The 21,826-nt window shown below is 72.2% G+C and carries 17 protein-coding genes; 10 read left to right on the forward strand and 7 right to left on the reverse strand.

Annotation, left to right across the window (positions count from 1 at the left end; genetic code table 11):
* Positions 1-76: 76 nt before the first annotated feature.
* Positions 77-1,561 (forward strand): phytoene desaturase family protein, encoded by a 1,485-nt coding sequence (locus CP967_RS02460; protein ID WP_167535314.1) that lies wholly within the window; start codon positions 77-79, stop codon positions 1,559-1,561.
* Between the two features lie 43 nt (positions 1,562-1,604).
* On the opposite strand, the gene CP967_RS02465 is transcribed toward CP967_RS02460, so the two are convergent.
* Complete coding sequence (locus CP967_RS02465; RefSeq protein WP_150486335.1) at positions 1,605-2,609, reverse strand: helix-turn-helix domain-containing protein; 1,005 nt, start codon at positions 2,607-2,609, stop codon at positions 1,605-1,607.
* Between the two features lie 221 nt (positions 2,610-2,830).
* Here CP967_RS02465 and CP967_RS02470 point away from each other — a divergent pair, with 221 nt between their 5' ends.
* From CP967_RS02470 to CP967_RS02490, 5 genes are all read left to right on the forward strand, one after another.
* Positions 2,831-4,633: a hypothetical protein gene (locus CP967_RS02470; RefSeq protein WP_229888604.1), complete on the forward strand. Its 1,803-nt coding sequence runs from the start codon at positions 2,831-2,833 to the stop codon at positions 4,631-4,633.
* 373 nt (positions 4,634-5,006) lie between these two features.
* Positions 5,007-8,198, forward strand: a complete 3,192-nt coding sequence (locus CP967_RS02475; RefSeq protein ID WP_150486337.1) for a M20/M25/M40 family metallo-hydrolase — start codon at positions 5,007-5,009, stop codon at positions 8,196-8,198.
* Between the two features lie 260 nt (positions 8,199-8,458).
* Complete coding sequence (ssgD, locus tag CP967_RS02480; RefSeq protein WP_150486338.1) at positions 8,459-8,875, forward strand: spore wall synthesis regulator SsgD; 417 nt, start codon at positions 8,459-8,461, stop codon at positions 8,873-8,875.
* A 292-nt stretch (positions 8,876-9,167) separates the two neighbouring features.
* Positions 9,168-10,142 (forward strand): acyl-ACP desaturase, encoded by a 975-nt coding sequence (locus CP967_RS02485; protein WP_150486339.1) that lies wholly within the window; start codon positions 9,168-9,170, stop codon positions 10,140-10,142.
* A gap of 182 nt (positions 10,143-10,324) precedes the next feature.
* Entirely contained in the window at positions 10,325-11,218 is an 894-nt protein-coding gene (locus tag CP967_RS02490; protein WP_150491660.1) for a chitosanase, read from the forward strand.
* 31 nt (positions 11,219-11,249) lie between these two features.
* Here the strand turns inward: CP967_RS02490 and CP967_RS02495 are convergent, their stop codons facing one another.
* The 5 genes from CP967_RS02495 to ligD form a co-directional block, all read right to left on the reverse strand.
* Positions 11,250-11,504 carry a WhiB family transcriptional regulator gene (locus CP967_RS02495; protein WP_150486340.1) on the reverse strand — a complete coding sequence of 85 codons (255 nt, stop codon included), beginning with the start codon at positions 11,502-11,504 and terminating at the stop codon, positions 11,250-11,252.
* 163 nt (positions 11,505-11,667) lie between these two features.
* Positions 11,668-12,465: a VOC family protein gene (locus tag CP967_RS02500; protein ID WP_150486341.1), complete on the reverse strand. Its 798-nt coding sequence runs from the start codon at positions 12,463-12,465 to the stop codon at positions 11,668-11,670.
* Between the two features lie 197 nt (positions 12,466-12,662).
* Entirely contained in the window at positions 12,663-13,751 is a 1,089-nt protein-coding gene (locus CP967_RS02505; RefSeq protein WP_150486342.1) for a bacteriocin fulvocin C-related protein, read from the reverse strand.
* Between the two features lie 239 nt (positions 13,752-13,990).
* Positions 13,991-15,295: an ABC transporter permease gene (locus CP967_RS02510; protein ID WP_244338955.1), complete on the reverse strand. Its 1,305-nt coding sequence runs from the start codon at positions 15,293-15,295 to the stop codon at positions 13,991-13,993.
* Complete coding sequence (gene ligD, locus CP967_RS02515) at positions 15,292-16,317, reverse strand: non-homologous end-joining DNA ligase (RefSeq protein ID WP_150491661.1); 1,026 nt, start codon at positions 16,315-16,317, stop codon at positions 15,292-15,294. Before ligD ends, CP967_RS02510 begins: the two co-directional genes overlap by 4 nt.
* Before the next feature lie 462 nt (positions 16,318-16,779).
* Between ligD and CP967_RS35065 the strand changes: the two genes are divergently transcribed.
* The gene (locus CP967_RS35065; RefSeq protein ID WP_268253059.1) at positions 16,780-16,905 is read left to right on the forward strand and encodes a hypothetical protein; all 126 of its coding nucleotides are present in this window, start codon (positions 16,780-16,782) and stop codon (positions 16,903-16,905) included.
* A gap of 45 nt (positions 16,906-16,950) precedes the next feature.
* On the opposite strand, the gene CP967_RS02520 is transcribed toward CP967_RS35065, so the two are convergent.
* On the reverse strand, positions 16,951-17,733 hold the full coding sequence (locus CP967_RS02520) for a hypothetical protein (RefSeq protein WP_150486343.1): 783 nt from the start codon (positions 17,731-17,733) through the stop codon (positions 16,951-16,953).
* Between the two features lie 869 nt (positions 17,734-18,602).
* Here CP967_RS02520 and CP967_RS02540 point away from each other — a divergent pair.
* From CP967_RS02540 to CP967_RS02550, 3 genes are all read left to right on the forward strand, one after another.
* A complete protein-coding gene (locus tag CP967_RS02540; RefSeq protein ID WP_150486345.1) occupies positions 18,603-19,130 on the forward strand; it encodes a DUF6879 family protein in 528 nt (175 codons plus the stop codon).
* A 12-nt stretch (positions 19,131-19,142) separates the two neighbouring features.
* On the forward strand, positions 19,143-19,994 hold the full coding sequence (locus CP967_RS02545) for a helix-turn-helix domain-containing protein (RefSeq protein WP_150486346.1): 852 nt from the start codon (positions 19,143-19,145) through the stop codon (positions 19,992-19,994).
* Positions 19,995-20,762: 768 nt separating this feature from the next.
* The gene (locus CP967_RS02550) at positions 20,763-21,824 is read left to right on the forward strand and encodes an ATP-dependent DNA ligase (RefSeq protein WP_150486347.1); all 1,062 of its coding nucleotides are present in this window, start codon (positions 20,763-20,765) and stop codon (positions 21,822-21,824) included.
* The last annotated feature ends 2 nt before the right edge of the window (positions 21,825-21,826 follow it).

Consider the following 21,826-nt stretch of genomic DNA (forward strand, 5'->3'; position numbering starts at 1 on the left):
GGGCGGGGAGCCCGCCGCCCGTACCCGGGGGCGGCCCGGCCGGTACGCTGCCCGCCCGGGGGCGGGGGTGCCCCCGGTGAGCGCGGTGGACGCGGCCGTCGTCGGCAGCGGACCGAACGGCCTCGCGGCCGCCGTCACCCTGGCCAGAGCGGGACTGCGGGTCGCGGTGTACGAGGCCGCCGGTACCGTCGGGGGCGGGCTGCGCGGAGCCGACCTCTTCGGCTCCGGCGTGGTCCACGACATCTGCTCGGCGGTCCATCCGATGGGGATGTCCTCCCCGTTCTTCAGGGAGTTCGGGCTCGCCGCGCGTGTGGACATGCTCCGCCCGGAGGTCAGCTACGCCCACCCCCTCGACGGCGGGCGGGCGGCCCTGGCCTGGCACGACCTGGACGCGACCTGTGCCGGGCTGGGACGGGACGGAGCGCGCTGGCGCCGGCTGATGGAACCCCTGCTGGCGCACGGCGACGACCTGGCCGGGCTGCTCCTCTCCGACCTGCGCCGCCCGCCCGGGCTCCGGGCCGCGCCGGCGCTGGCGGGCCGGGTCCTGCTCCACGGGACCCGGCTGGGGCCGCGGTCCTTCCGCGACGAGGAGGCACGGGCCCTGCTCGCGGGCGCCGCCGCGCATCTGACCGGCCCGCTGCCGTCGCTGCCCGGCGCCGCCGTGGGACTGCTGCTGGCCACGCTCGCCCACGGTCCCGGCTGGCCGGTTCCGCGCGGCGGCAGCCGGAGCATCGCCGAGGCGCTGGCCGCCGACATCCGGGCGCACGGCGGAGTGCTGCACACCGGGCGGAAGATCACCGACCTGCGGGAACTGGCGGGTGTCCGGGTGGTGCTGCTGGACGTCTCGCCCACGGCCCTGGCGGCCCTGGCCGGGGACCGGCTCCCCGGGGGCTATGCCCGGGCGCTGCGCCGCTACCGGTACGGTCCGTCCGCCGGCAAGGCCGACTTCCTCGTCTCGGAGCCGATCCCCTGGTCCGCCCCCGGCACCGGCCGGGCGGTGACCGTGCACCTCGGCGGCACCGCGGCGGAGGTCTTCCGCCAGGAGACGGCCAACGCCCGCGGTACGGCGGGCGAGCGGCCCTTCGTGCTGGTGGTGGACCCGGCGGTCGCCGACCCGGAGCGGGCCCGGCCCGGTCTCCGTCCGGTGTGGGCCTACGCCCACCTCCCGCACGGGTCCGCCCGCGACCCGCTCCCCCTCGTCCGGGCGGCGATCGAACGGTACGCCCCGGGCTTCACCGGCACCGTGGTCGCCGAACGCGGCATGTCCGGGGCCGATTACGCCCGTTACAACCCCAACTACGTCGGCGGGGACATCGCGACGGGCGCGATCGGCCTCCGGCAGAGCGTGTTCAGGCCCGTCGCCCGGTGGGACCCGTACCGTACCCCGCTGCCGGGCGTCTACCTGTGCTCCGCGGCCACCCCGCCGGGGCCCGGGGTGCACGGGATGTGCGGCCTGCTGGCCGCCCGCACGGCACTGCGCCGGGAGTTCGGCCTGCCCCTGCCGCCGCTGGGACGGGCCGGCGCCGGGGCGGACGGCCCCGGCGGGGCGGGGGCGGGGTGAGGGCGCCCGGCGGGGCGGGCGCGCGGCCGGGCCCCGGGTCCGCTCACACCCAGCCGCGCTCGCGTGCGAGCAGGGCCGCCTGGGCCCGGTTGCGGGCGCCCAGCAGCCGCAGGACGTCGGAGATGTGCCTCCGGTAGCTGCGCAGGGACATCCGGGCCTCCCGGGCACCCGCCTCGTCCTTGCTGGCGGCGCACATGACGGTGAGCACCAGGTGCTGGGTGTCGGTGAGCCGCGCGACCTCGCCGGTGTCGGCCGCGACCAGGCCGGCGAAGTCGGCCGCGGTGGCCCACAGCCGTTCGAAGAGTCCGACCAGGCTGCTCACCAGCCCGCCCTCCTCCGTGTACAGGGCTCCGCGTGCGGGGTCGCGGGCGTCGATGGGCACCAGGGCCGCGTGCCGGTCGTAGACGAGGATCAGCTCGGAGAGTTCGTCGGCGACCCGGACGGCCGCTCCGGCACGGTGCAGTTCCCGCAGGCGTGCCAGGGCGCCTGTGTCCGCGAGGGCTGTGAGGCGTACGAGGACGCGTACCCGGACCTCCTTGCCCAGCCGGCCGGGGCCGAGGTGCTGGGCGTACGCGGCACTCTCCGGCGACAGGGTGTCGTAGGGTTCGGCCGACAGCACCTCCGACCGGGCGTCGAAGGCCAGTTGGCCCACCCGGGCCCGTACCTGCCGCAGATCCCCCAGCCGGTGCAGGGCGGCTCTCTCCCCTTCCGGTGAAGCGGGCCCCGGTGCCGGTCTGTCCCGTTGCAGCGACCGCAGGATCGGCCGGATGTCGACGAGCTGGCGCATCGTCCGGTGCGCCGTGTCCAGCCGCTCACCGGCCAGGCGGGGCACGGCGACGACAGGGTCCACGGCCCAGGTGCTCTCGTCGTCACCGTGCAGCAGCCACAGTCGTCTCAGCTGTGCGATCGCCTGTGCGCCGTCCGCCCGGTCCCGGGGGAGCACGTCGTGGGCCGCGCGCTCCGGTGTCCCGGGGTTGCGCAGGAAGTGCCGGTAGATGTCCTCCTCGGTGCTGGTCAGGCCGAGTACGGACATGCTGTGGGTGTTCATGTCGCCTCCCCGAGTGCTCAGTCCCGCTGCCTGGTGTGACCACGGGGACAAGCTAGCCCCGGCCTCGTACGGCGAAGTCTCACAGAGGTCTCATGAAGAGAACTCCGCTCGCGGCCTTCTCGCGGCAAAGGCCGGTCATTAGGGTGTTCGCCGTGATCACCGGCGGTCCGCCGGGGAGCGGGGCAGGGGGTCTCATGGCTGGGGCGGCGACGGGGTCTTCGGTGAGAGCGACACCGGAGGTCCTGAGGGCGGCGGTGGAGGAGCACCGGCTGGTCAACCTGACCGGGCCGCTCGGCAGCGGGAAGTCCTGGCTGGTGTCGCGGCTTCCGTCGGCACGCACGGTGGACCTGGCCTGCGCCGGAGCGGGGGACGCCGTGCGCACGGCACTCGGCGAACGTACCGCGCAGCCGCTCGTCCTGGACGGCGCGGACGGCCCCGGGGCCCTCGCGCTGCTGGAGCACGTACGGACCGCGTACGAAGCACGTCCGGCACCGTTGGTCCTGGTGAGCCGCCGGTCCTTACTGGCCCGGCCCGGGTGGACCCTCTCGGGCGCCGCGGTCGTCGAAACGGCGCCCTGGCCCGACGACCGCGTCGCACGGCTGGCGGTGGCCGCGCAACTGACCGGCCCGGCGGCCCGGGAGCTGGTCGTCCGGCTGGCCGGGGGCAACCCGCTGATCGCCGGCGCGGTCTGCCGGGCGCTGCACGCGGGCGCCACGCCGGACTCCCCCGGGGCCGTCGCCGACCAGGTCGCCCAGGAGATCACCGAGCGGCTCTCCCGCGAGCAGCCCGCCCACCGGTGGCAGCGGGCCCTGGAGAGGCTCGCCGCCATGTGGGGCGGCGACCGGGAATTGCTCGGAGCCGACCGGGAGCTCTTCGGCACCCTCGGCGGGCTCAGCCTCGTGACCCGTACGGAACTCGGTCTCGCCGTCGTCGAACCGTTCCGCAGCGTGTTCGAACAAGCCTATCGGTGGCGGCAGCCCGCGGCCCACAGCGGTTCGCGGTCCCGCGCGCTCACCCACCGCGGGCGGCAACTGGGCTCGGAGACGGCCGTCACCCGCCGGAGCAGGATCGCCGAGGGGGTCATGGCCCTCAGCGGCGACGCCGTCATCCACGAGACGCTGTTCCCGGCGAGCCCCGCCGACGGCGCGATCCAGACCGCCGTCCCGGGCGACGCCGACGCCATCGGAGGGCTGATGCACGGCTGGGCCCGGCAGGGGGGCATGGACACCCGGCGCACGGAACGTCTGGTGGAGCAGTGGCTGCGCGACGATCCCGCCGGTTTCCGGCTCGCCCGGGACCGGGACGGCCGGGCCGTGGGCGTCATGGGTCTGGTCCGGGTGGCCGACCGCACCGTCAGCAGCGTGGAACCCCTGCTCCAGCAGCACACCGAGCGGGTGCTGAGCGGCCGGCGGGCGCAGTCGCTGGTGCTCGGGGCCGCGTACTGCCCGGACCGGGGCCTGCACGCGCGGCTGTTGCGCGACCTGCTGCACCACGTCATGGCCAACGGCCTGCTGCTGACCGTCTCCACACCGAACCCGCACTACCAGCGGCTGCTGGACCGGCTCCGTTTCCACCAGCACGGCACCACCACCGACGACGTCTACCAGTGCGGCCGCAAACCCGAGATCTACAGCCAGGACTTCGAGCGTGACGCGATCGCCGGCTGGGTGGGACGGCTGGCCCTCGGCCCGGGCGGCGCCCCGCACTCCACCGGCCGGGACGTCGGCCAGGCCCTCGCCCACATCACCGATGCCGGCTGGCTGGCGCACAGCCCGCTGCTGCGCCCCCCGCACACCACGACGGCGGGGGACCTCCAGGAGGCGCTGCGGGAGGGGGTGCGCGCGCTGGCGGACAGCGAAGAGCCCGGGGAGGCCGAGGCTGGCTGGATCCTGCTGCACTACTACCTCGGGCGCCCGCAGACCCATCAGCAGCTGGCGCGCCGGCTCCACATGAGCCGGGCCACGTACTTCCGCCGGCTGCGGTACGGACTCGACGTCCTGGGGCGGCGGCTGACGGCGGGCTGAGCGGCCCCGGACCGGTACGGCTCTTGTGGGACAGCCAAGGGTCCTGTCCGCGGTCCCCGGCGGTGTCCTGCGCCCGCTCCCCGGGCCGCGCGACCCCGGGTCGCGAGCCCCGGACCGTGAGGCCCCGGGGGCCCGGCGGTGCCCGGCGGGCGGGCGCCACCCCTCCGGGAACACGCGCTAGCCGGAATTTGACAGACCGGCACGGGGCGCCCGCAGCCGTTGACCACGGCGCCCCGTGGTGTGAGGGTTCCGCCAGCCGCGCCACGTGGCGGCCGGCACCGGCCGGCCGCCGGTCGGACGTCCGCACCCCCGGACAGTCGATTGGCATGCCCATGCCCGGACGTGGAACACGCAACTCTCACAAGGAGCGACGATGCTCAGACAGACCGCGGTGGCCGGGATATCCCTGGCCCTGGCAATCGGCGGGGTGATGGCACCGGCGTCCGCCTCGGCCCGGTCCGCTCCCGCGCCGGAGCGGCCGGATCCCGTGGCGACGGCCGTCGCCGCCGCCGACCGGGCCGTGAACAGCGGCCTCGACTCCCTCGCGGCCGGCGGGCCCGAGGAGCGGTACGACCGGCACCAGGTGACCCCGTGGGCGGAGGGCCTCTACTCCGTGGCCTACGAACGCACCTACCACGGCCTGCCGGTGGTGGGCGGCGACGCCGTCGTGCTCGTCGACGGCCGGGGCGGGGTCCGCTCCGTGCAGACCGCCGCCGAGGACGCGATCGCCGTACCGACGAAGGCCCGGATCACCGCCGACCAGGCGGTCAGGACCAGCCGTTCCCGGCTCGCCACGGTGCAGAGGGTCGAATCCCGGCGCCTGGTCGTCCACATCGAGGACGAGGTCCAGACCCTCGCCTGGGAGACCGTGCTGACCGGCCGCACGGAGCGGAAGGAGCCGAGCCGGCTGCACGTCTTCGTGGACGCGCGCACCGGCAAGGTGGCCGGCAGCTACGACGACGTGCACGCCGGCACCGGCACCAGCGAGTGGAACGGCCCGAACCCGCTCACCATCGACACCTCGCGCTCGGGCAGCAGCTACGTGCTGCGTGACACCACCCGTCCCGGCCTCCAGTGCTCGGACTACAGCGGCGGGGTCTTCACCAAGTCGACCGACTCCTGGGGCACGGGCAACGCCACCAGCAAGGAGACCGGCTGCGTCGACGTCATGTTCGCCGCCCAGAAGCAGTGGAACATGCTCCGCGACTGGCTCGGGCGCAACGGCCACAACGGCAACGGCGGCAGCTGGCCGGTCCGGGTCGGGCTGAACCAGCTCAACGCCTACTGGGACGGCTCCACGGTCACCATCGGCCGCAACAGCGCGAACAAGTGGATCGCCGGCATGGACGTCGTGGCCCACGAGTTCGGCCACGGGCTGGACACCTACACCCCCGGCGGCGCCAACAACGAGAGCGGGCTCGGCGAGGCGACCGGCGACATCATGGGCGCCCTGACCGAGGCGTACTCCGACCAGCCGGCCCCGTACGACACACCCGACTACACCGTCGGCGAGGAGATCGACCTCCAGGGACGCGGCCCCATCCGCAACATGTACAACCCCGCCCTGGTCAACAACGACCCCGCCTGCTACTCCGCGTCGATCCCCTCGACCGAGGAGCACGCGGCGGCCGGCCCCATGAACCACTGGTTCTACCTGCTGGCCGAGGGCTCCAGCCCCGGCGGCGGCAAGCCCTCCAGCCCCACCTGCAACAACCAGCAGGTGACCGGGGTGGGCATCCAGAACGCCGGGAAGGTCTTCTACGGTGCCATGCTGCTCAAGACCAGCGGCATGACCTACAAGCGCTACCGCACGGCCACCCTGACCGCGGCCAAGAACCTGGACCCGGGGTGCGGGCTCTTCGAGGCCACCAAGGCCGCCTGGAACGCGATCAGCGTCCCGGCGCAGAGCGGTGACCCGGTCTGCACCGGACAGCAGGCCGACTTCTCGCTCTCCCTCAGCCCGTCCTCCGGCAGCGTCGAGGCCGGGGCCGCGGTGAACGCCACGGTCGGCACGACCACCGTCTCCGGCGGCGCCCAGCAGATCTCCCTGACCGCCTCCGGCGCCCCGGCGGGGGTGAGCGCCACCTTCAGTCCGGCGACGGTCACCTCGGGTTCCTCCTCCACCCTGCGGATCTCCGCCTCGGACGCCGCGGCCGCCGGTACGTACACCCTGACGGTCAAGGGGACGGCGGGCACCACCACGCACACCGCCCAGTACACCCTCGCCGTCTCGGGCGGCACCGGCCCGTCCGATCCCCCGGACGTCGACGTGGCCGCCGTCCAGGCGCACCTGACCCGGTACCAGTCCATCGCGACGCAGAACGGCGGCAACCGCCGCTCCACCGGTGCCGGTTACGACGCGTCGGTGGCGTACACCAAGGAGAAGCTCCAGGCGGCCGGTTACACGGTCACCGAGCAGACCTGCGCCTCCGGCTGCACCGCGGGCGCGGGCACCAACCTGATCGCCGAGTGGCCGAAGGGGGACGCGAACAGCGTCTACATGTTCGGTGCCCATCTCGACGGTGTGTCCGCCGGGCCCGGCATCAACGACAACGCCTCCGGCTCCGCCGCGCTGCTGGAGGCCGCGCTCACGCTGGCCGGGCAGAACCCCGCCATGAAGAACCGCGTCCGCTTCGCCTGGTGGACCGACGAGGAGCAGGGGCTGAACGGCTCCGACTACTACGCCACCGCCCTCTCCTCGGCGGAACGCGCCCGGATCAAGGCGTACTACAACTTCGACATGGTCGGCTCCGTCAACGGCGGGTACTTCATCAACAACCTCAACTCGGTGGCCTCCGCCCCGATGAAGGAGTACTGGGCCTCCCTGGGGCTGGCCCCGCAGGAGAACGTCGAGGGACAGGGCCGCAGCGACGACTACTCCTTCCAGCGGATCGGCGTCCCGACCTCCGGCTACGCCACCGGCGCCTCGGCCGTGAAGTCGGCCGCGGAGGCGGCCAAGTGGGGCGGCACGGCGGGGCGTTCCTACGACCCCTGCTACCACTCCTCCTGCGACACCACCGCCAACATCAGCGCCACCGCGCTGAACCGCAGCGCGGACGGCATCGCCTACACGCTCTGGAAGACCTCGGTCGGCACCACCACCGTGCCGGTGAACGACTTCTCGCTCTCCGCGAACCCCTCGGCGGGCACCGTGCAGCCGGGCTCGTCCGCCGGGGTCACCGTCTCGACGGCCACCGTCAGCGGTGACGCCCAGACCGTGCGCCTGTCGGCGTCGGGCGCTCCGTCGGGTGTGACGGTCTCCTTCGCCCCGGCGTCGGTGACCTCCGGTCAGTCCTCGACCGCGACCGTGCAGGTGGCGGCCGGCACGGTGCCGGGCACCTACACCCTGACCCTCACGGGGACGGGCGAGGCCACCCACTCCACCACCTACACGCTCACCGTGCCCGGTGACGGCGGCGGGCAGACGACCTGGCGGCTGGGGGCCACCTACGCGGCCGGCGACCTGGTCACCTACAACGGCACCACCTACCGGTGCCTCCAGGGGCACACCGCCTATCCGGGCTGGGAACCGCCGAACGTCCCCGCCCTGTGGGTGGCCGTCTGACACCCACGCACCACCGGCCGCCGCGGCACCCGGACACGGGGCCGCGGCGGCTCCGTGTCCGGGTGCCGGGGGGCGGCGGGGGACGGCCCCCTGCCCCCTGATGTCCCGTCACCTCGGTGCCGACGCGAAAACGGGGCAGGGGTGCAGGAGGAGGATGCGCGGTGATGCAGCTCACGCCGCGTGCCGATGCACGGACCGAGGCGTTCCGTCGTCTACTCCGGTGCCGGGAACCGTTCATCCGACGCGAGAGGGAGCAGGTCTTGTCCAGCGTTATCGAGCAGTCCGTGCAGGCCCGCATGGTGGCATCCGCTCCCCGGATGGAGACGCTTCCCGCCACCCTGCACTACGACCGTCAGGACCCCTTCGCCGTCCGCATGGCCTTCCCCGCCCCGGCGACGCTGGAGGGCGCCGACGTCTGCTGGGAGTTCTCCCGGGAGCTGCTGGCCACCGGGATGGAGGCGCCGGCCGGCGTGGGGGACGTGCGGGTGCGGCCCTTCGGCTACGACCGTACGGTGCTCGAATTCCACGCCGCCGAGGGCATCGCCATGGTGCACGTGCGCACCGCGGATCTGCGCCGCTTCCTGGACCGGGCCCACGCGCTCGTGCCGGTGGGCGACGAGTACCGCTTCCTGGACCTGGACCGCGATCTGACGGACCTGCTGGACGGCCGGGACTGACGGCCCGGACCGGCCTCCGGCTCGCCGCCGGCCCCGGGCACACCGGTCCCGTGGACCTCGACGGCTGCGGCACATCGGCCCTGCCGCGGCCTCCCGCCCCGCCGCCGGGGTGTGGCACGGTCCGCGGCGCACCCCGGACCGGCCCTCCGCGTACGGCCCTGACCTGCCGTGATGACGGCAGGCGACCATGCGCGGCAAGGTCCGGGCTTGGCTATGGCCTTACCGTCGCCTTAACCTACGGTCACGTAACCTACGTAGCCGTAGGTAATTCTCCCGTCCCCAGGAGTTCCCCGTGACGATCACCGCTGCCCACCTCGGCAGTTCGAAGGCGTGGACCGACGCCCAGCTGCTGTACGCACTCGAGGAGGTGGTGGAGAAGGAGCTCAACCGTCATCTCAAGGTCGCCAAGGACTGGATGCCCCACGAGTACGTGCCGTTCTCCGACGGCCGCAACTTCCCCGGCGTCTTCGAGGACGGCGAGGCGTGGGCGAGCGACCAGTCCAAGGTCACCGACATCGGCAAGATCGCGCTGGTGGTGAATCTGCTGACCGAGGACAACCTCCCCAGCTACCACCACGAGATCGCCTCCCTCTTCGGACGCGACGGCGCCTGGGGCACCTGGGTGCACCGCTGGACGGCCGAGGAGGGCCGGCACGGCATCGTGATGCGCGACTACCTCCTCACCTCGCGCGCCGTGGACCCGGACAAGCTGGAGCAGTTCCGCATGGCGCACATGGCGGAGGGTTTCGAGTCCGACAACCGCCACTCCATGCTGCACTCGGTGGCGTACGTCGCCTTCCAGGAGCTGGCCACCCGCGTCTCGCACCGCAACACCGGCCACCAGTCGGGCGACCCCGTGTGCGACCGGATGCTGGCCCGCATCGCGACCGACGAGAACCTGCACATGGTCTTCTACCGGAACCTGCTCGGCGCGGCCTTCGAGCTCGCCCCGGACCTGACCATGCAGGCCGTGCGCGACGTCGTCGTCAACTTCCGGATGCCCGGCCACGGCATGCCGGGCTTCGAGCGGGCCGCCGCGCAGATGGCGATCGGCGAGATCTACAACATGCGCATCCACCACGACGACGTGATCCAGCCCGTGCTGCGCTACCTGAAGGTCCTGGACATCGACGGCCTGGGCCCGGAGGGGCTCAAGGCGCAGGACGAACTCGGTCTGTACATGGGCGGTCTCGACGACGAGGCCGCCAAGTTCGACGAGAAACTGGCCGCCCGCAAGGCCCGCATGGCGGCCCGCGCCGGAGCCTGACGCCGGCCCGGACCGCCGCTGCGGTGTGTGACGGGTGACGGCGTGCCCGCCCGGGCGCCGTCACCCGGGGCGTACGGCGGCGGGGCGCCGGGTCCCGGCCCGGTCCGTGCGGGCGGTCGCGCACCCGCCCGGGGGTCCGGCCCCGGTGGTTCACGGAACGTACTCTGTGGCGGGTGAAGCCAGTGACACGCCTCGTTCTCGTCGGCGCGCCGATAGCCGTCGTCGTCTCCGTCCTGTTCAGCAGTGGTGACGCAGAACCGCCTCAGCTCGTCCCGCAGGCCGCCGGCCCCGCGCGGACGAGCCAGGCTCCGCAGCCGGAGGCGGCCGAGGAGGCCGAGGAGAACGCCGCCGCGATCGACGCCCTGCCGCCCGGCCTGGCCGCCCCCCGGATGAAGGAGATCGCCTCCCGGCTGGTGGCCAGCGCGGACGCCTCCACCCTCGACTGGCGCAGCCAGTACGGCGCCATCGAGGACCTGGGGGACGGCAACGGCTACACGGCCGGAATCATCGGGTTCTGCTCCGGCACCAACGACATGCTTCAGCTGGTCGAGGCCTATACCGGGAAGCACCCCGACAATCCGCTCGCCCGCTACCTCCCGGCGCTCCGCGCGGTGGACGGCAGCGATTCCCACGAGGGCCTGGACCCCGGCTTCACCGCCGCGTGGCGGAAGGCGGCGGAGGACGAGGCGTTCCGTACCGCCCAGGACGAGACGCGTGACCGGCTGTACTTCGAACCCGCGGTGCGCCTGGCCAAGATGGACGGGCTGGGCACCCTGGGGCAGTTCATCTACTACGACGCCATGGTGCTCCACGGGCCCGGCGTCGAGGAGAACGGTTTCTACGGCATCCGCGACGCGGCGATGGCGTCGGCGGACACGGCGGCGGAGGGCGGCGACGAGCGGGAGTACCTCGACACGTTCCTCGACGAGAGCCGGTCGGTGATCCTGGCCCGCACCGTCCAGCGGGACACCAGCCGGATCGACACGGCGCAGCGGGTCTTCCTGCGGGCGGGCAACCTCACGCTGGACACCCCGCTGGAGTGGCGGGTGTACGGGGAGTCCTTCCGCATCCCGTGACCCGCCCCGGCGGGCCGGGGAGCGGCACCGGTCAGCGCCGGGAGCCGCCGCTTCTGCGCAGCTGCTCCCGCTCCTTCTCGGAGAGGCCGCCCCAGACGCCGAACCGCTCGTCGTGGGTGAGCGCGTATTCGAGACAGGCCACCCGCCCCTCGCACGCGCCGCACAGGATCTTGGCCTCGCGGGTGGAACTGCCGGGGGCGGGGAAGAAGAACTCGGGCCCGGCCTGCGCGCAGAGCGCGGTCTCCTGCCAGGCGAGCGGGTCCTCGGTGATGGTGTGTGTCGGCATGAGGCACACGGTGCCCGACGGCGATAAACAGCCGATCAACGACCTGTCAACGGCTTGTTCCCGGCCCCGGCCCGCAGGTCCCCGGGCCCGCCGGAACCCGGTCCGCCGGGACCCGTTCCACCGGCCCCGGCCCGCCGGTCCACCGGCCCCGGCCCGCCGGTTCTCAGCCCTGTCCCGTCGGGGCGGGCCTGATCACCGCGAACGCCGCTCCCGCCGGGTCGGCGAAGGCGGCGATCCTGCCGGCCTCCGGCACGTCCACGGGTGCCTCGGTCACCGTACCCCCCAGGCGGTCGACGGCGGCAGCCGTCGCGTCGCAGTCCTCGACGGCGAAGTACGGCAGCCAGTGCGGGCCCGCGGCGGCCCGGGACGGGACGGAGTCGAGGGCGACCAGTCCGCCGAAGGCGGAGCCGGCGCCCTCACCGCCCGCGGGGCGGACCGTGGTGTAGGTGCCGCCGGGGAGGTCCATGGTCTCGGTCCGCCAGCCGAAGACCGTGTGGAAGAAGGCCGCGGCGGAGGCGACATCCGGGGTGCGGAGCTCGGACCAGGCCAGCGAACCGGGCTCCATGATCATGCCGAGTCCGGTGTTGGTGCCGGGCTGCCACACACCGAAGTACGCACCGGTGTTGTCCGTGAAGCCGCCCGTGCGCCCGTAGTCCAGGACGTCCATCGGCGGGAAGGCCGCGGTGCCGCCGGCCTGCTCGACGGTCCTGGCCGTGGCGTCCGCGTCCGGGGTCTGGAAGTAGACCGTCCACGCGGGCTTCCCCTGCTCCTCGGACACGGTCATCACACCGGCGACCGTCCTGCCCCGCAGCTGGTACATGCTGTATCCCCCGGTCTCGGGGCCGCCGCGCACCAGCTCCCAGCCGAAGAGGCCCTGGTAGAAGGCGGTGGCCGCGTCGATGTCGGGGGTGCCGAGGTCGGCCCAGTCGGGGGCGCCGGTCTCGAAGGCGGGGTCGAGCATGGTGTGCTCCTCGGACGGTGTGGGTGTCCCGCTCCCCCGCGTCCGGGACTCCTGCCCTACCGAGTCTCGCACCGGGCACCGGCAGCCGCAGCCCGGTACCCGGGCGGCCGGTGGGCCGCCGGGCCGAAGGGACCGGGACGCCCCGGCCGTACCGCCGGGGCGGACGGGCCGGGGCGCCGCCGGGGGCGCCGGAGAGGTCACCACGGGATACCGGGACACCCTCCGTCGCAGTCGAAGGCGTAGAAGGTGCCGCAGTCGTCGACGATCACCCGGCACCGGCCGTTGCCGGCCTCGCAGCGGCCCAGCACGCAGTACGGGTCGCGGACGGAACACCCGCAGTCGGGGATGGCCACGTGAACCTCGCCGCCTCCCTGGGGCGGGGTGCCGTCCGGGCCGAGGCTCGCGAGCATCGCGTACGCCTGCTCGGCGCCGTACGCGTCGACCGCGTCCCGGTGCAGTTCCAGCAGGCGCCCCCGGAGCGGCTGGGCCGGCCCCGTGGAGCCTTCCGCCCTGACGAAGTTGGACGGCTCGCCCGCGATCGTCCGCGCGTCCGCCAGCACCGCCCGCTGGGCGGGGCTCAGCTCCGTCCGGGCCTGTTCGAACGCCTTCAGGTGATCCGACCACAGCCGGGCCCGTACCTGCGGTGTGGACGCCGCGTGAACGGCCTTGCGGTACGCCGGAGGGTAGGCGGTGACCTCGGCGTACGTCTGCGGCAGCTTCCCCTCGGCGGCACGCCGCGCCGCCCAGCGGTGGGCGCTCGCCTCCTCCTGTTCGGCGAAGGCGGGGGTCCTGCCCGTCAGGACCAGCGCGGCCGCGACCGCGGCCCCGCCGGTGTAGCGGAGGAACCGCGCCCTGCTGACGGCCGCCCGGCCGCCGGGGGCGCCGGGGAGCGCGTCCTCCTTGCCCGCCGCCCGGCGGCGCAGCCGGCCGAGGGCGTACAGCACCCGCCGGGCCGGCCGGGGGCCCAGGGCCCGCATCAGCGGCACCGCCATGCGGGGGCCGGTCCACGCGCCCAGCACCGTCCGGTCCGTCTCCCCCCGCGTGCCCGAGGCCGCGGAGAGACGGAACAACGTGGGTGCCCATGGTGGTTCCGCGCCGAACCGCTGGGTGCGCCACCGTTCCACTTCCGGGCTCCGCAGGGGGGCGACCCTCAGCCGTCCCCGGGATTCGGTCTGCACCGCGGCCGAGATCTCACGGCATGTGCCGCAGTCGTCGTCGAACGCGAGAACCCAGTGTGCCGTCCGTTCCTCTGCCACCGTCTGCTCCTCGTCAAGCCTGTGTGCCACGAAGCTGCGAAGCGTGCGTTCCAGCTGGTCAGCGAGGGTGGCAGCCCATCGGACGGGCGCGCAACGGCGCTCGGGGCGCGGGCCTGGGAGCGGCTGGCCGGAATGTGACGGGAACGGCGCCCCGCCCCGTCGGGGCGCCGGGACACGGGCAGTTCACGACCCGGTGGCGGGGTGCGCGGGGATCGCGGCGGCCCCGGGGCACTGACCGGAACCCGTCCCTCCGTTCGGGTTCCGGTCGGTTACGGGGCCTGTTGCGGGGCCGCGTGCCCCGGCGTGCGGTCGCGGCCTCCCGGGTGCCGGTGCCGCCACACCCAGAACACCGTGCACGACACCAGCGACCAGCCGGCCAGCACCAGGTAGGGGAAGAGGTACTGGTGGCCCTGGTAGTAGACCGCCGTGTGCTGGGCGTTGACCGAGGCCCCGGGGGGCAGCCAGCGCCCGACGTGCCCGAGGAGCGACGGCAGCAGCGGCCAGGACACCGCGCCGCCCGAGGACGGGTTGCCGAGCAGCACCATCACGCCCCAGGTCGGGATCATCGCCCAGCGCCCCATGAGGGTGTTGAACATGGTGAAGACCATGCCCGAGGTGAACATGGTGAACGCGAGGATCAGCCAGGACTGGACGAACGGCAGGTCGACCGCCCCGAGCCCCCAGTCCACGACGGCGGCGATGGAGAAGCCGCCCAGCAGCGCGTAGCCCAGGGTGAACAGGATCCGCTCCAGCGGGAGCAGGGAGCGGGCGTTCACGCTGAGCTGGATCGCCCCGACGAATCCGATGATGACGGCGGCCAGGGAGATGTAGAACAGGGCGAGGCCGCGCGGATCGCCCTTCTGCTGGGGCTTGATGTCGGTGACGGTGAGGCGCACGCCGATGGTGTCGGCGACTTTGACACCGGTCTCGGCCAGCAGTTGCGCGACGGTGGCGCCGGAGGCGGAGGCGACCTCCATCACCACGCCGTCCCCGGCGCTCCGCAGGATCACGAAGACCTTCTGCTCCTCCACCGCCTGGCGGGCCCGCGCCTGGTCGGGGTAGCGGTGCAGTTCGAGGGAGGCGTGGAGCGCCTTCTCCATCCCGGCGAGGAACTGCTGGGCGTAGGGCGTCCGGGGCCCTTCGACGACCGCTGCCGGGATCCGGTGCGGGGTGGGGTTGGCCATGGCGTAGGTGTAGGAACCCGCGAAGAGTCCGGCGGCGGCGGCGAGGATCAGGGTCAGGACGACCGCCGGGAAGTAGGGGGACTCCTTGAACCCCTGCCACCTCTGTGCCGGGGTAGGCGGCTTCCCGTGGGCACCGTGCGTACCGCCCGACCGGGGGCGCGCGTCATCAGCGTGCGCGGGGGTGCCCGCATCACCGGCGTGCGCAGGACTGTCCGCATCACCTGCGTGCGCGGTGGTCTCCGCGTCACCGGCGTGCGCAGGAGTCTCCGCATCACCGGCGGCGCCCGGCCCGCCGTCCGGAACGCCGCGCGCGCCCTCCACGGCGTCCCGTGCATCCCGTGCGTCCCGTGCGTCCGGTTCCTCCGGTGTGGCCGCGCCGCCGCCGCTCACTTCCCGCCCCCGTCACCGTCGTCGCCCTCGTCGCGCCGGGCGCGGCTGGGCTGGACCCGTTTCGGCTCGCCGGGCATCTTGGGATGGTCGGGCGGGTAGGGCAGGTCCCCGAGACCGCGCTCCTCCTCGTCCCGCTCCGCCAGTTCCAGGGCCTGGTCGAGCCGGAAGGCGTGGTCGTCCATGTCGGCGTGCGCGTCGCCGAGTCCGGCGTACCGGCCGGGCATGGTGCGGATGTCGAAGTCGCGGGGTTCGGCGTCGTCGATCTCGTCCCAGCGCAGCGGTGCCGACACGGGGGCGTGCGGGAAGGGGCGTACGGAGTAGGCGGAGGCGATGGTGCGGTCGCGGGCCGTCTGGTTGTAGTCCACGAAGATCCGCTCGCCGCGTTCCTCCTTCCACCACGCGGTGGTCACCCCCTTCGGCATCCGGCGCTCCAGCTCCCGGCCGAGAGCGATCGCGGCACGGCGCACCTGGGTGAAGGTCCACTCGGGCACCAGGGGTACGAAGACGTGGATGCCGCGCCCGCCGGAGGTCTTGGGCCAGCCGCGCAGCCCGTGGTCCTCCAGCACGGAGCGCAGCCCGTGGGCGGCGCGTACCGCGTCGGCGTAGTCGGTGCCGGGCTGCGGGTCGAGGTCGATGCGCAGTTCGTCGGGGTGTTCGGTGTCGGCCCTGCGGACCGGCCAGGGGTGGAAGGTGAGGGTGCCGAGGTTGGCGGCCCAGAGGACCGCGCCGAGTTCGGTGGGGCACATCTCGTCGGCGTGCCGGCCGCTGGGGAACTCGATGCGGGCGGTCGGCGTCCAGTCGGGGAGGTTCTTCGGGGCGCGCTTCTGGTAGAAGGACTCGCCCTCGACCCCGTCGACGAAACGCTGGAGGGTGGTCGGCCGTTCCCGGAGGACGCGGAGGATCCCGGGCCCCACCGACAGGAAGTACTCGGCCACGTCCCTCTTCGTGTAGCCCTTCTCCGGGAAGTACACCTTGTCCGGATTCGACAGCCTGACGGCCCGCCCGTCCGCTTCCAGTTCCACCACTGCTCCTGCTCCCATGCCGGACACCGTAGGCGCCCACATATGCCGCATATCGGGAGACACGCTCGGTGGGCCGGACAGGGATCAGGACCGGCCGGTCCACAATCGGCGCATGGATCTGCCGGTGATGCCTCCCGCGAAACCGATGCTCGCCAAGTCCGTGTCCGCGATTCCGCCCGGTATGCAGTACAAGGCGAAGTGACCGCCCTTGCACTGTGACCTGCGATGTCCGCGCTGCGAGCCCCGCCCCAGGGCACTTCCAGGGCACACGTAGGCCCCGGCACGGGAGGGCACGACCGGGCAGCCGAGTACGTACGTCAACCGGGTGCTGGGCGCCCCCGCAAAGCCGGACGGCCCTTGCGAGGGCGCGAGCTACTCGCGAGGTTTACACCGAACCACCTGGCCAGGGAGGTGTGGAGGTGTAGTGCCGATGGGGAAGTCCCAACCGGAAGCGTGATCACCATGACACTCGACCTCTCCCGACTGGATCAAGAAGACCTGTCGACGCTGACCGACATCCTGCCCGGCATGCTCTGGCGGACCCCTCCGGGAAGCGAACGGCACGCCTGGGCAGACACCCTCATGTGACAGGCCATCGGCGCCCAGCAAGCCTACGAGCAGGGCCGGACCCCCTCAGCCAATTAGGTGCTTCAAGAAGTCGGTCACGAACTTTTGGACCTCTTCCTTCGTCGTGCTGTCCTCTACGCACAGCCGGTCCACTTCTCTGACCCCGGCGTGCTTGAACAGTCGGTCCCGGCTGCGGTCGGCAGACGCCCGCCCTTTGTGATGAGGGCCGTCGACTTCGATCACACCGACGCGTCCGCGATACGTGATCAGGAAGTCAGGTTCGAAGGTGTGTCCGGGCACTCTCAGCGCCCCCAGAGGCATGATCCCGATAGTCTCGTTGCTCGGGAGCCGGACTTGATGTTCCTTGAGCACTTGGTAGACGCGGTGTTCCCACTCGTTCGTGAGATGGATGCCGTCTTCGCTCGGATGCCGGGGTTCCAGCCGAACCTTCCGGGCCTGGTTCGACTGGTGGCCACCCTTGAGTTCACGCGCCAACTGCTCGCGCCAGTTGGGACCAACCCGGGGAATGACCTCCCGGATGTGGACATCTTCGATGTTCCGCCCACAAGACATGCCGACCGTCTCGAAAGCTGACCTGATGTCGTTGCGTAGATAGCCCGTGTTGTGGATGAGGTGTGGTTCAAGCTCAAGAACTACCTCTTCCAACTCCCTCACGTAGGAGTGGCTCATCGACTCTTCCTCGAAGGTGTGCCTCTCGATGCGGACGGTCGTAACGTCCAGCATCAGAGCGGCTGCCTTCGTATGTCCACGTTGAGCCAACAGTATGGACGCGGCTCCGATGACCTCATCGTCCGTCAGCTCGACGCGAGAGCACACCTCTTCACTCATGGGTCGGATTGTCGCACCAGACACGGACAATCGAAGACCCGCTCAGGAGAGTTCAGGCGGGAGGCCCGCCCTGATGGCTTCCGCGATCCGCTCGGCGACCTCGGCGCGCACGATGCCCAGGTGGACGTACGGCTTTCCGCTACGGGTCACCATGGGCCGCACGCTTCCCCACACGCGTTCCGGCAGGCCGAGTCCGGCAGCGCTTCGCGGATGGCTTCCGCCGCGTCCGTGGCCTCTCTGCGGCCGTCCCGGTACGTCTGCATGTCCATCGTCACCGGCGCCCCCGGCGTAATCGCGGATCTGCGTGGCGTGCTTGGAGGCATGGCCGATGTTTCCCTCCGCCTCGGCGGCCTTGGGGTTCCGCCGCTCCGTCGCGCACACCGCACAGCCCGGAGCCGGGGCGCAGGCCAGCAGCCATGCCTGAAGCCCACGGGGAGGACGGTGGGCAACTCTCGGGTGGTCTTGCGTGCCGGCATCCGTGCTCTCCATGGGGTCTGCGGCACCGGGGTTTCCTGACGGCAGGAAGCGCGGGCAACAGCAGTCCAGCAAGTTGCATGTGGTTGCACGGTGGCCCTGAACAGCCTTGACGCCCAGGCTCGGACACCGTGAGGCTGCGTACAACCAGCTGCAACCCAGCTCAACTTGAGGAGGGGCTATGCGTCTACGGTTCATCGGGAAAGCCCCGGAGTCCGGAGATCACGGATGCCCGGCGGTGTGGGTGGACGAAGAGACGGACCGGATCGTTGTCCAGGGGGTGACAGCCGACGCGGAGACGACAGCCCGGACCGTCAAGGACAGCCCGCTTCCGGCCCACGAGGGCGTGGTGTGGCTCCCGCCGCGCATGATTCCGCTTCTGAGGAAGGCACTTGATGGCATCGCAGAGCCTGAGCAGCTTCACCGAATTGATCCGGTCGGCTGATCGGTCCGCCGTTCATCTGGAGATGCGCGACGTGTACGCCATCCCCAACGAGGACGAACGCTTTGCGGCGTGGCGGAACGGACACCGGCTCACCCCGGACGACCGTGCGTCGTGGTGGCGGCCCTGGCTGGATGTGGTGCAGGAGGTCACGGCGAAGGGTGTCCGGCTGCGCCGAGCCCGGATCGTGAGCGAGCCGCCCAGCGAGTACATCCGCTATGAGCACTCGTTCACCTTCACCAACATCGCAGCGGGCGAGGAAATCCGTTGGCTGCCCCGCCGGTTGGCGTCGAGCCTCCCGCTGCCCGGAAACGACTTCTGGTTGTTTGACGGCCGACTCGTCCAGTTCAACGTGTCCGACGGTGACGGGCGTTGGGTCCACACCGACCAGACCGATGATCAAGGGACGGCCGGATTCTGTGCCGACGCCTTCGAGGCCGTCTGGGACCTCGCCACGCCGCACGACAAGTACACCGTCTGAAGAGACCAGTTCATGCCCACGTCACCACTCTCCTCCGCTCAGGCTGCCCGCGCCGCCATCGCTGCCCAACTGGACGGCATACGGCGGGATGCCGGGCTCACCGGACATGAACTGGCCGTGCGGTGCGGGTGGCACAAGTCGAAGGCCTCTCGCATCGCACGGGCCAAGACGGCCCCCTCGGACGCCGACATAAGGGCCTGGTGCGAGGCGTGCGGGGCCGGGGAGCGCGCTCCGGACCTGATCGCCGCGTCCCGTACCGCCGAGTCCATGTACGTCCATTGGCGGCAGATCCACCGGGACGGGATGCGGAGGGTCCACGAGAAGACCGTCCCGCTGTACGAGCGAACGGGCCGCTTCCGCGTGTACGCCTCCAACGTGGTGCCCGGAATGCTCCAGACCGCCGACTACGCGACAGGGCTCCTGCGGTCCATCACGGCCTTCCAGGGCACCCCTGACGACGTGGCCGACGCCGTACAGGCCCGGCTCAACCGGTCCCGAGTCGTCTACGAAGGCAACCACCGGTTCGCCCTGCTGCTCGAAGAGGCCGTTCTTTACTACCGGGTGTGCGACGGACCCGAGCTGGCCGCTCAACTACGCCATCTGCAAGGGGTGATGGCCCGGCCGAACGTCTCGCTGGGGATCATCCCGTTCACGGCCCGGCGTACGGTCTGGCCGCTCGAAGCGTTCTACGCGTTCGATGACGCCCAGGTGGCCGTGGAAACCCTGACGGCGGAGGTCAACATCACGGCACCGAGCGAAGTTCACACATACCTAAGGGCGTTCGCGGAGCTGTCCCGGACGGCCGTATACGGAGCAGGTGCTCGGGGTTGCCTCACCAAAGCCCTCAATTGCGCTCTTGCGTAGCTTCCGCGCGGCATTCCCGGCAGCGGGCGCAGCCCTTCGGGAAGACTGCCCTCACCGCCCAGGCATGGCTTTCCACAGTCCGCGCAGGAAACGACGCCCGTTCTCCGTGGCGGCATTCCGTTGACGCGGGCAGGAGGGTCACGAGCACGCTGGTGGCGTACGCGGTCGCCCCGGTGCCCGCGGTCTCCAGGATGCCGGCAGCGTTCTCACCGCCGGTCGCCCCGCTCACGATGTCCGCTTCGAGGGCGTCCAGGACTCCGCACGTCATCTCCGCTTCCGAGGAACGGCCGGAGGTACTTGTGACCGGTGAAGAGACGCAGCGGGGCCTGCTCCGACAGGTGCGCATACACCCTCACACGGTCCTGGACGGACTTCACGGTGCAGGCCGGCATGGGCCCGGTGGCGGCGTCACGACGGCGGCGAGCCCGTGCAGCGGTCGCCGTGGGCGCGCACCTGGCGGAAGATGGTGACCGACGCGCACCAGATCCTTGCCGACCGGGGCGAGGAACAGATCCCGGCGGGGACGACGCTGCACACACTCCACCACACGTGCGCCTCGCTACTGATCAGGCAGGGGAAAGCGGTCGAGGTGGTGCCGAAGCGGCCAGGCCACCCGGCCGGCCATTGAGCAGGCGCTGGGCACGGTCCTGGACGAGTCGGACCAGGGCGCGTCTCAGGGCACGGGCCAGCCGGAATCCACAGGAACGGGCGGAAGGTGACAGGAAGATGCTGTCCATCACCGACCATGACAGACGCAGGTGAGTGGCTATGGATCTGCCGGTGATGCCTCCCGTGAAACCGATGCTCGCCAAGTCCGTGTCCGCGATTCCGCCCGGTATGCAGTACGAGGCGAAGTGGGACGGCTTCCGGGCGGTCGTCCACCGGGACGGTGACGAGGTGGTGCTGGGCAGCAGGAGCGGCAAGCCTCTCACCCGCTACTTCCCCGAGGTCGTCGACGCGGTGCGGGAGAACCTGCCGCCGCGCTGCGTGGTCGACGGGGAGATCGTGCTGGCACACGAGGGGCGGCTGGATTTCGACCGGCTGAGCGAGCGCATCCATCCGGCCGCCTCCCGGATCCGGCTGCTGGCCGGGCGGACCCCCGCGTCACTGGTCGTCTTCGACCTCCTCGCCCTGGGGGGCACCTCGCTGACCGGCCGGCCGCTGACGGAGCGCCGGAAGTCCCTGGCCGGGGTGATGGCGGACGCCTCCGCACCGGTCCACCTGGCCCCCGCGACGACGGACCCGGCACTGGCGCGGGAGTGGTTCGAGCGGTACGAGGGGGCGGGCCTGGACGGTGTGGTGGCGAAGCCGCCGGACCTGCCCTACCGGCCCGGCGAGCGGGTGATGTACAAGATCAAGCACGAGCGGACCGCGGACTGCGTCGTGGCGGGCTACCGCTTCCACAAGAGCGGCCCGGTGGTCGGTTCACTGCTGCTGGGGCTGTACGACGACGGGGGCGTGCTCCAGCACGTCGGGGTGTGCGCCGCGTTCCCGATGAAGCGGCGCGCCGAACTGGCCCGGGAACTGGAGCCCTTGCGTGTCGACCCGGCCGGCCATCCGTGGGCGGACTGGGCCCGGGAGTCGGCGCACGAGGACGCGCGGCTGCCGGGCGCGCCGAACAGGTGGTCGGGCGGGAAGGACAAGTCCTGGGTGGCGATCCGGCCGGAGCGGGTCTGCGAGGTGGCGTACGACCACATGGAGGGCGACCGTTTCCGCCACACCGCGCGGTTCCGGCGGTGGCGGCCGGACCGCACCGCTTCGAGCTGTGCTTACGCGCAGCTGGTGGAAGCGGTGCGGTACGACCTCTCCGAGGTGTTCGGCGCCCGCTGACC

Origin of the sequence: Streptomyces nitrosporeus (genome assembly GCF_008704555.1) — a bacterium.
GTDB classification, from domain to species: Bacteria; Actinomycetota; Actinomycetes; order Streptomycetales; family Streptomycetaceae; genus Streptomyces; species Streptomyces nitrosporeus.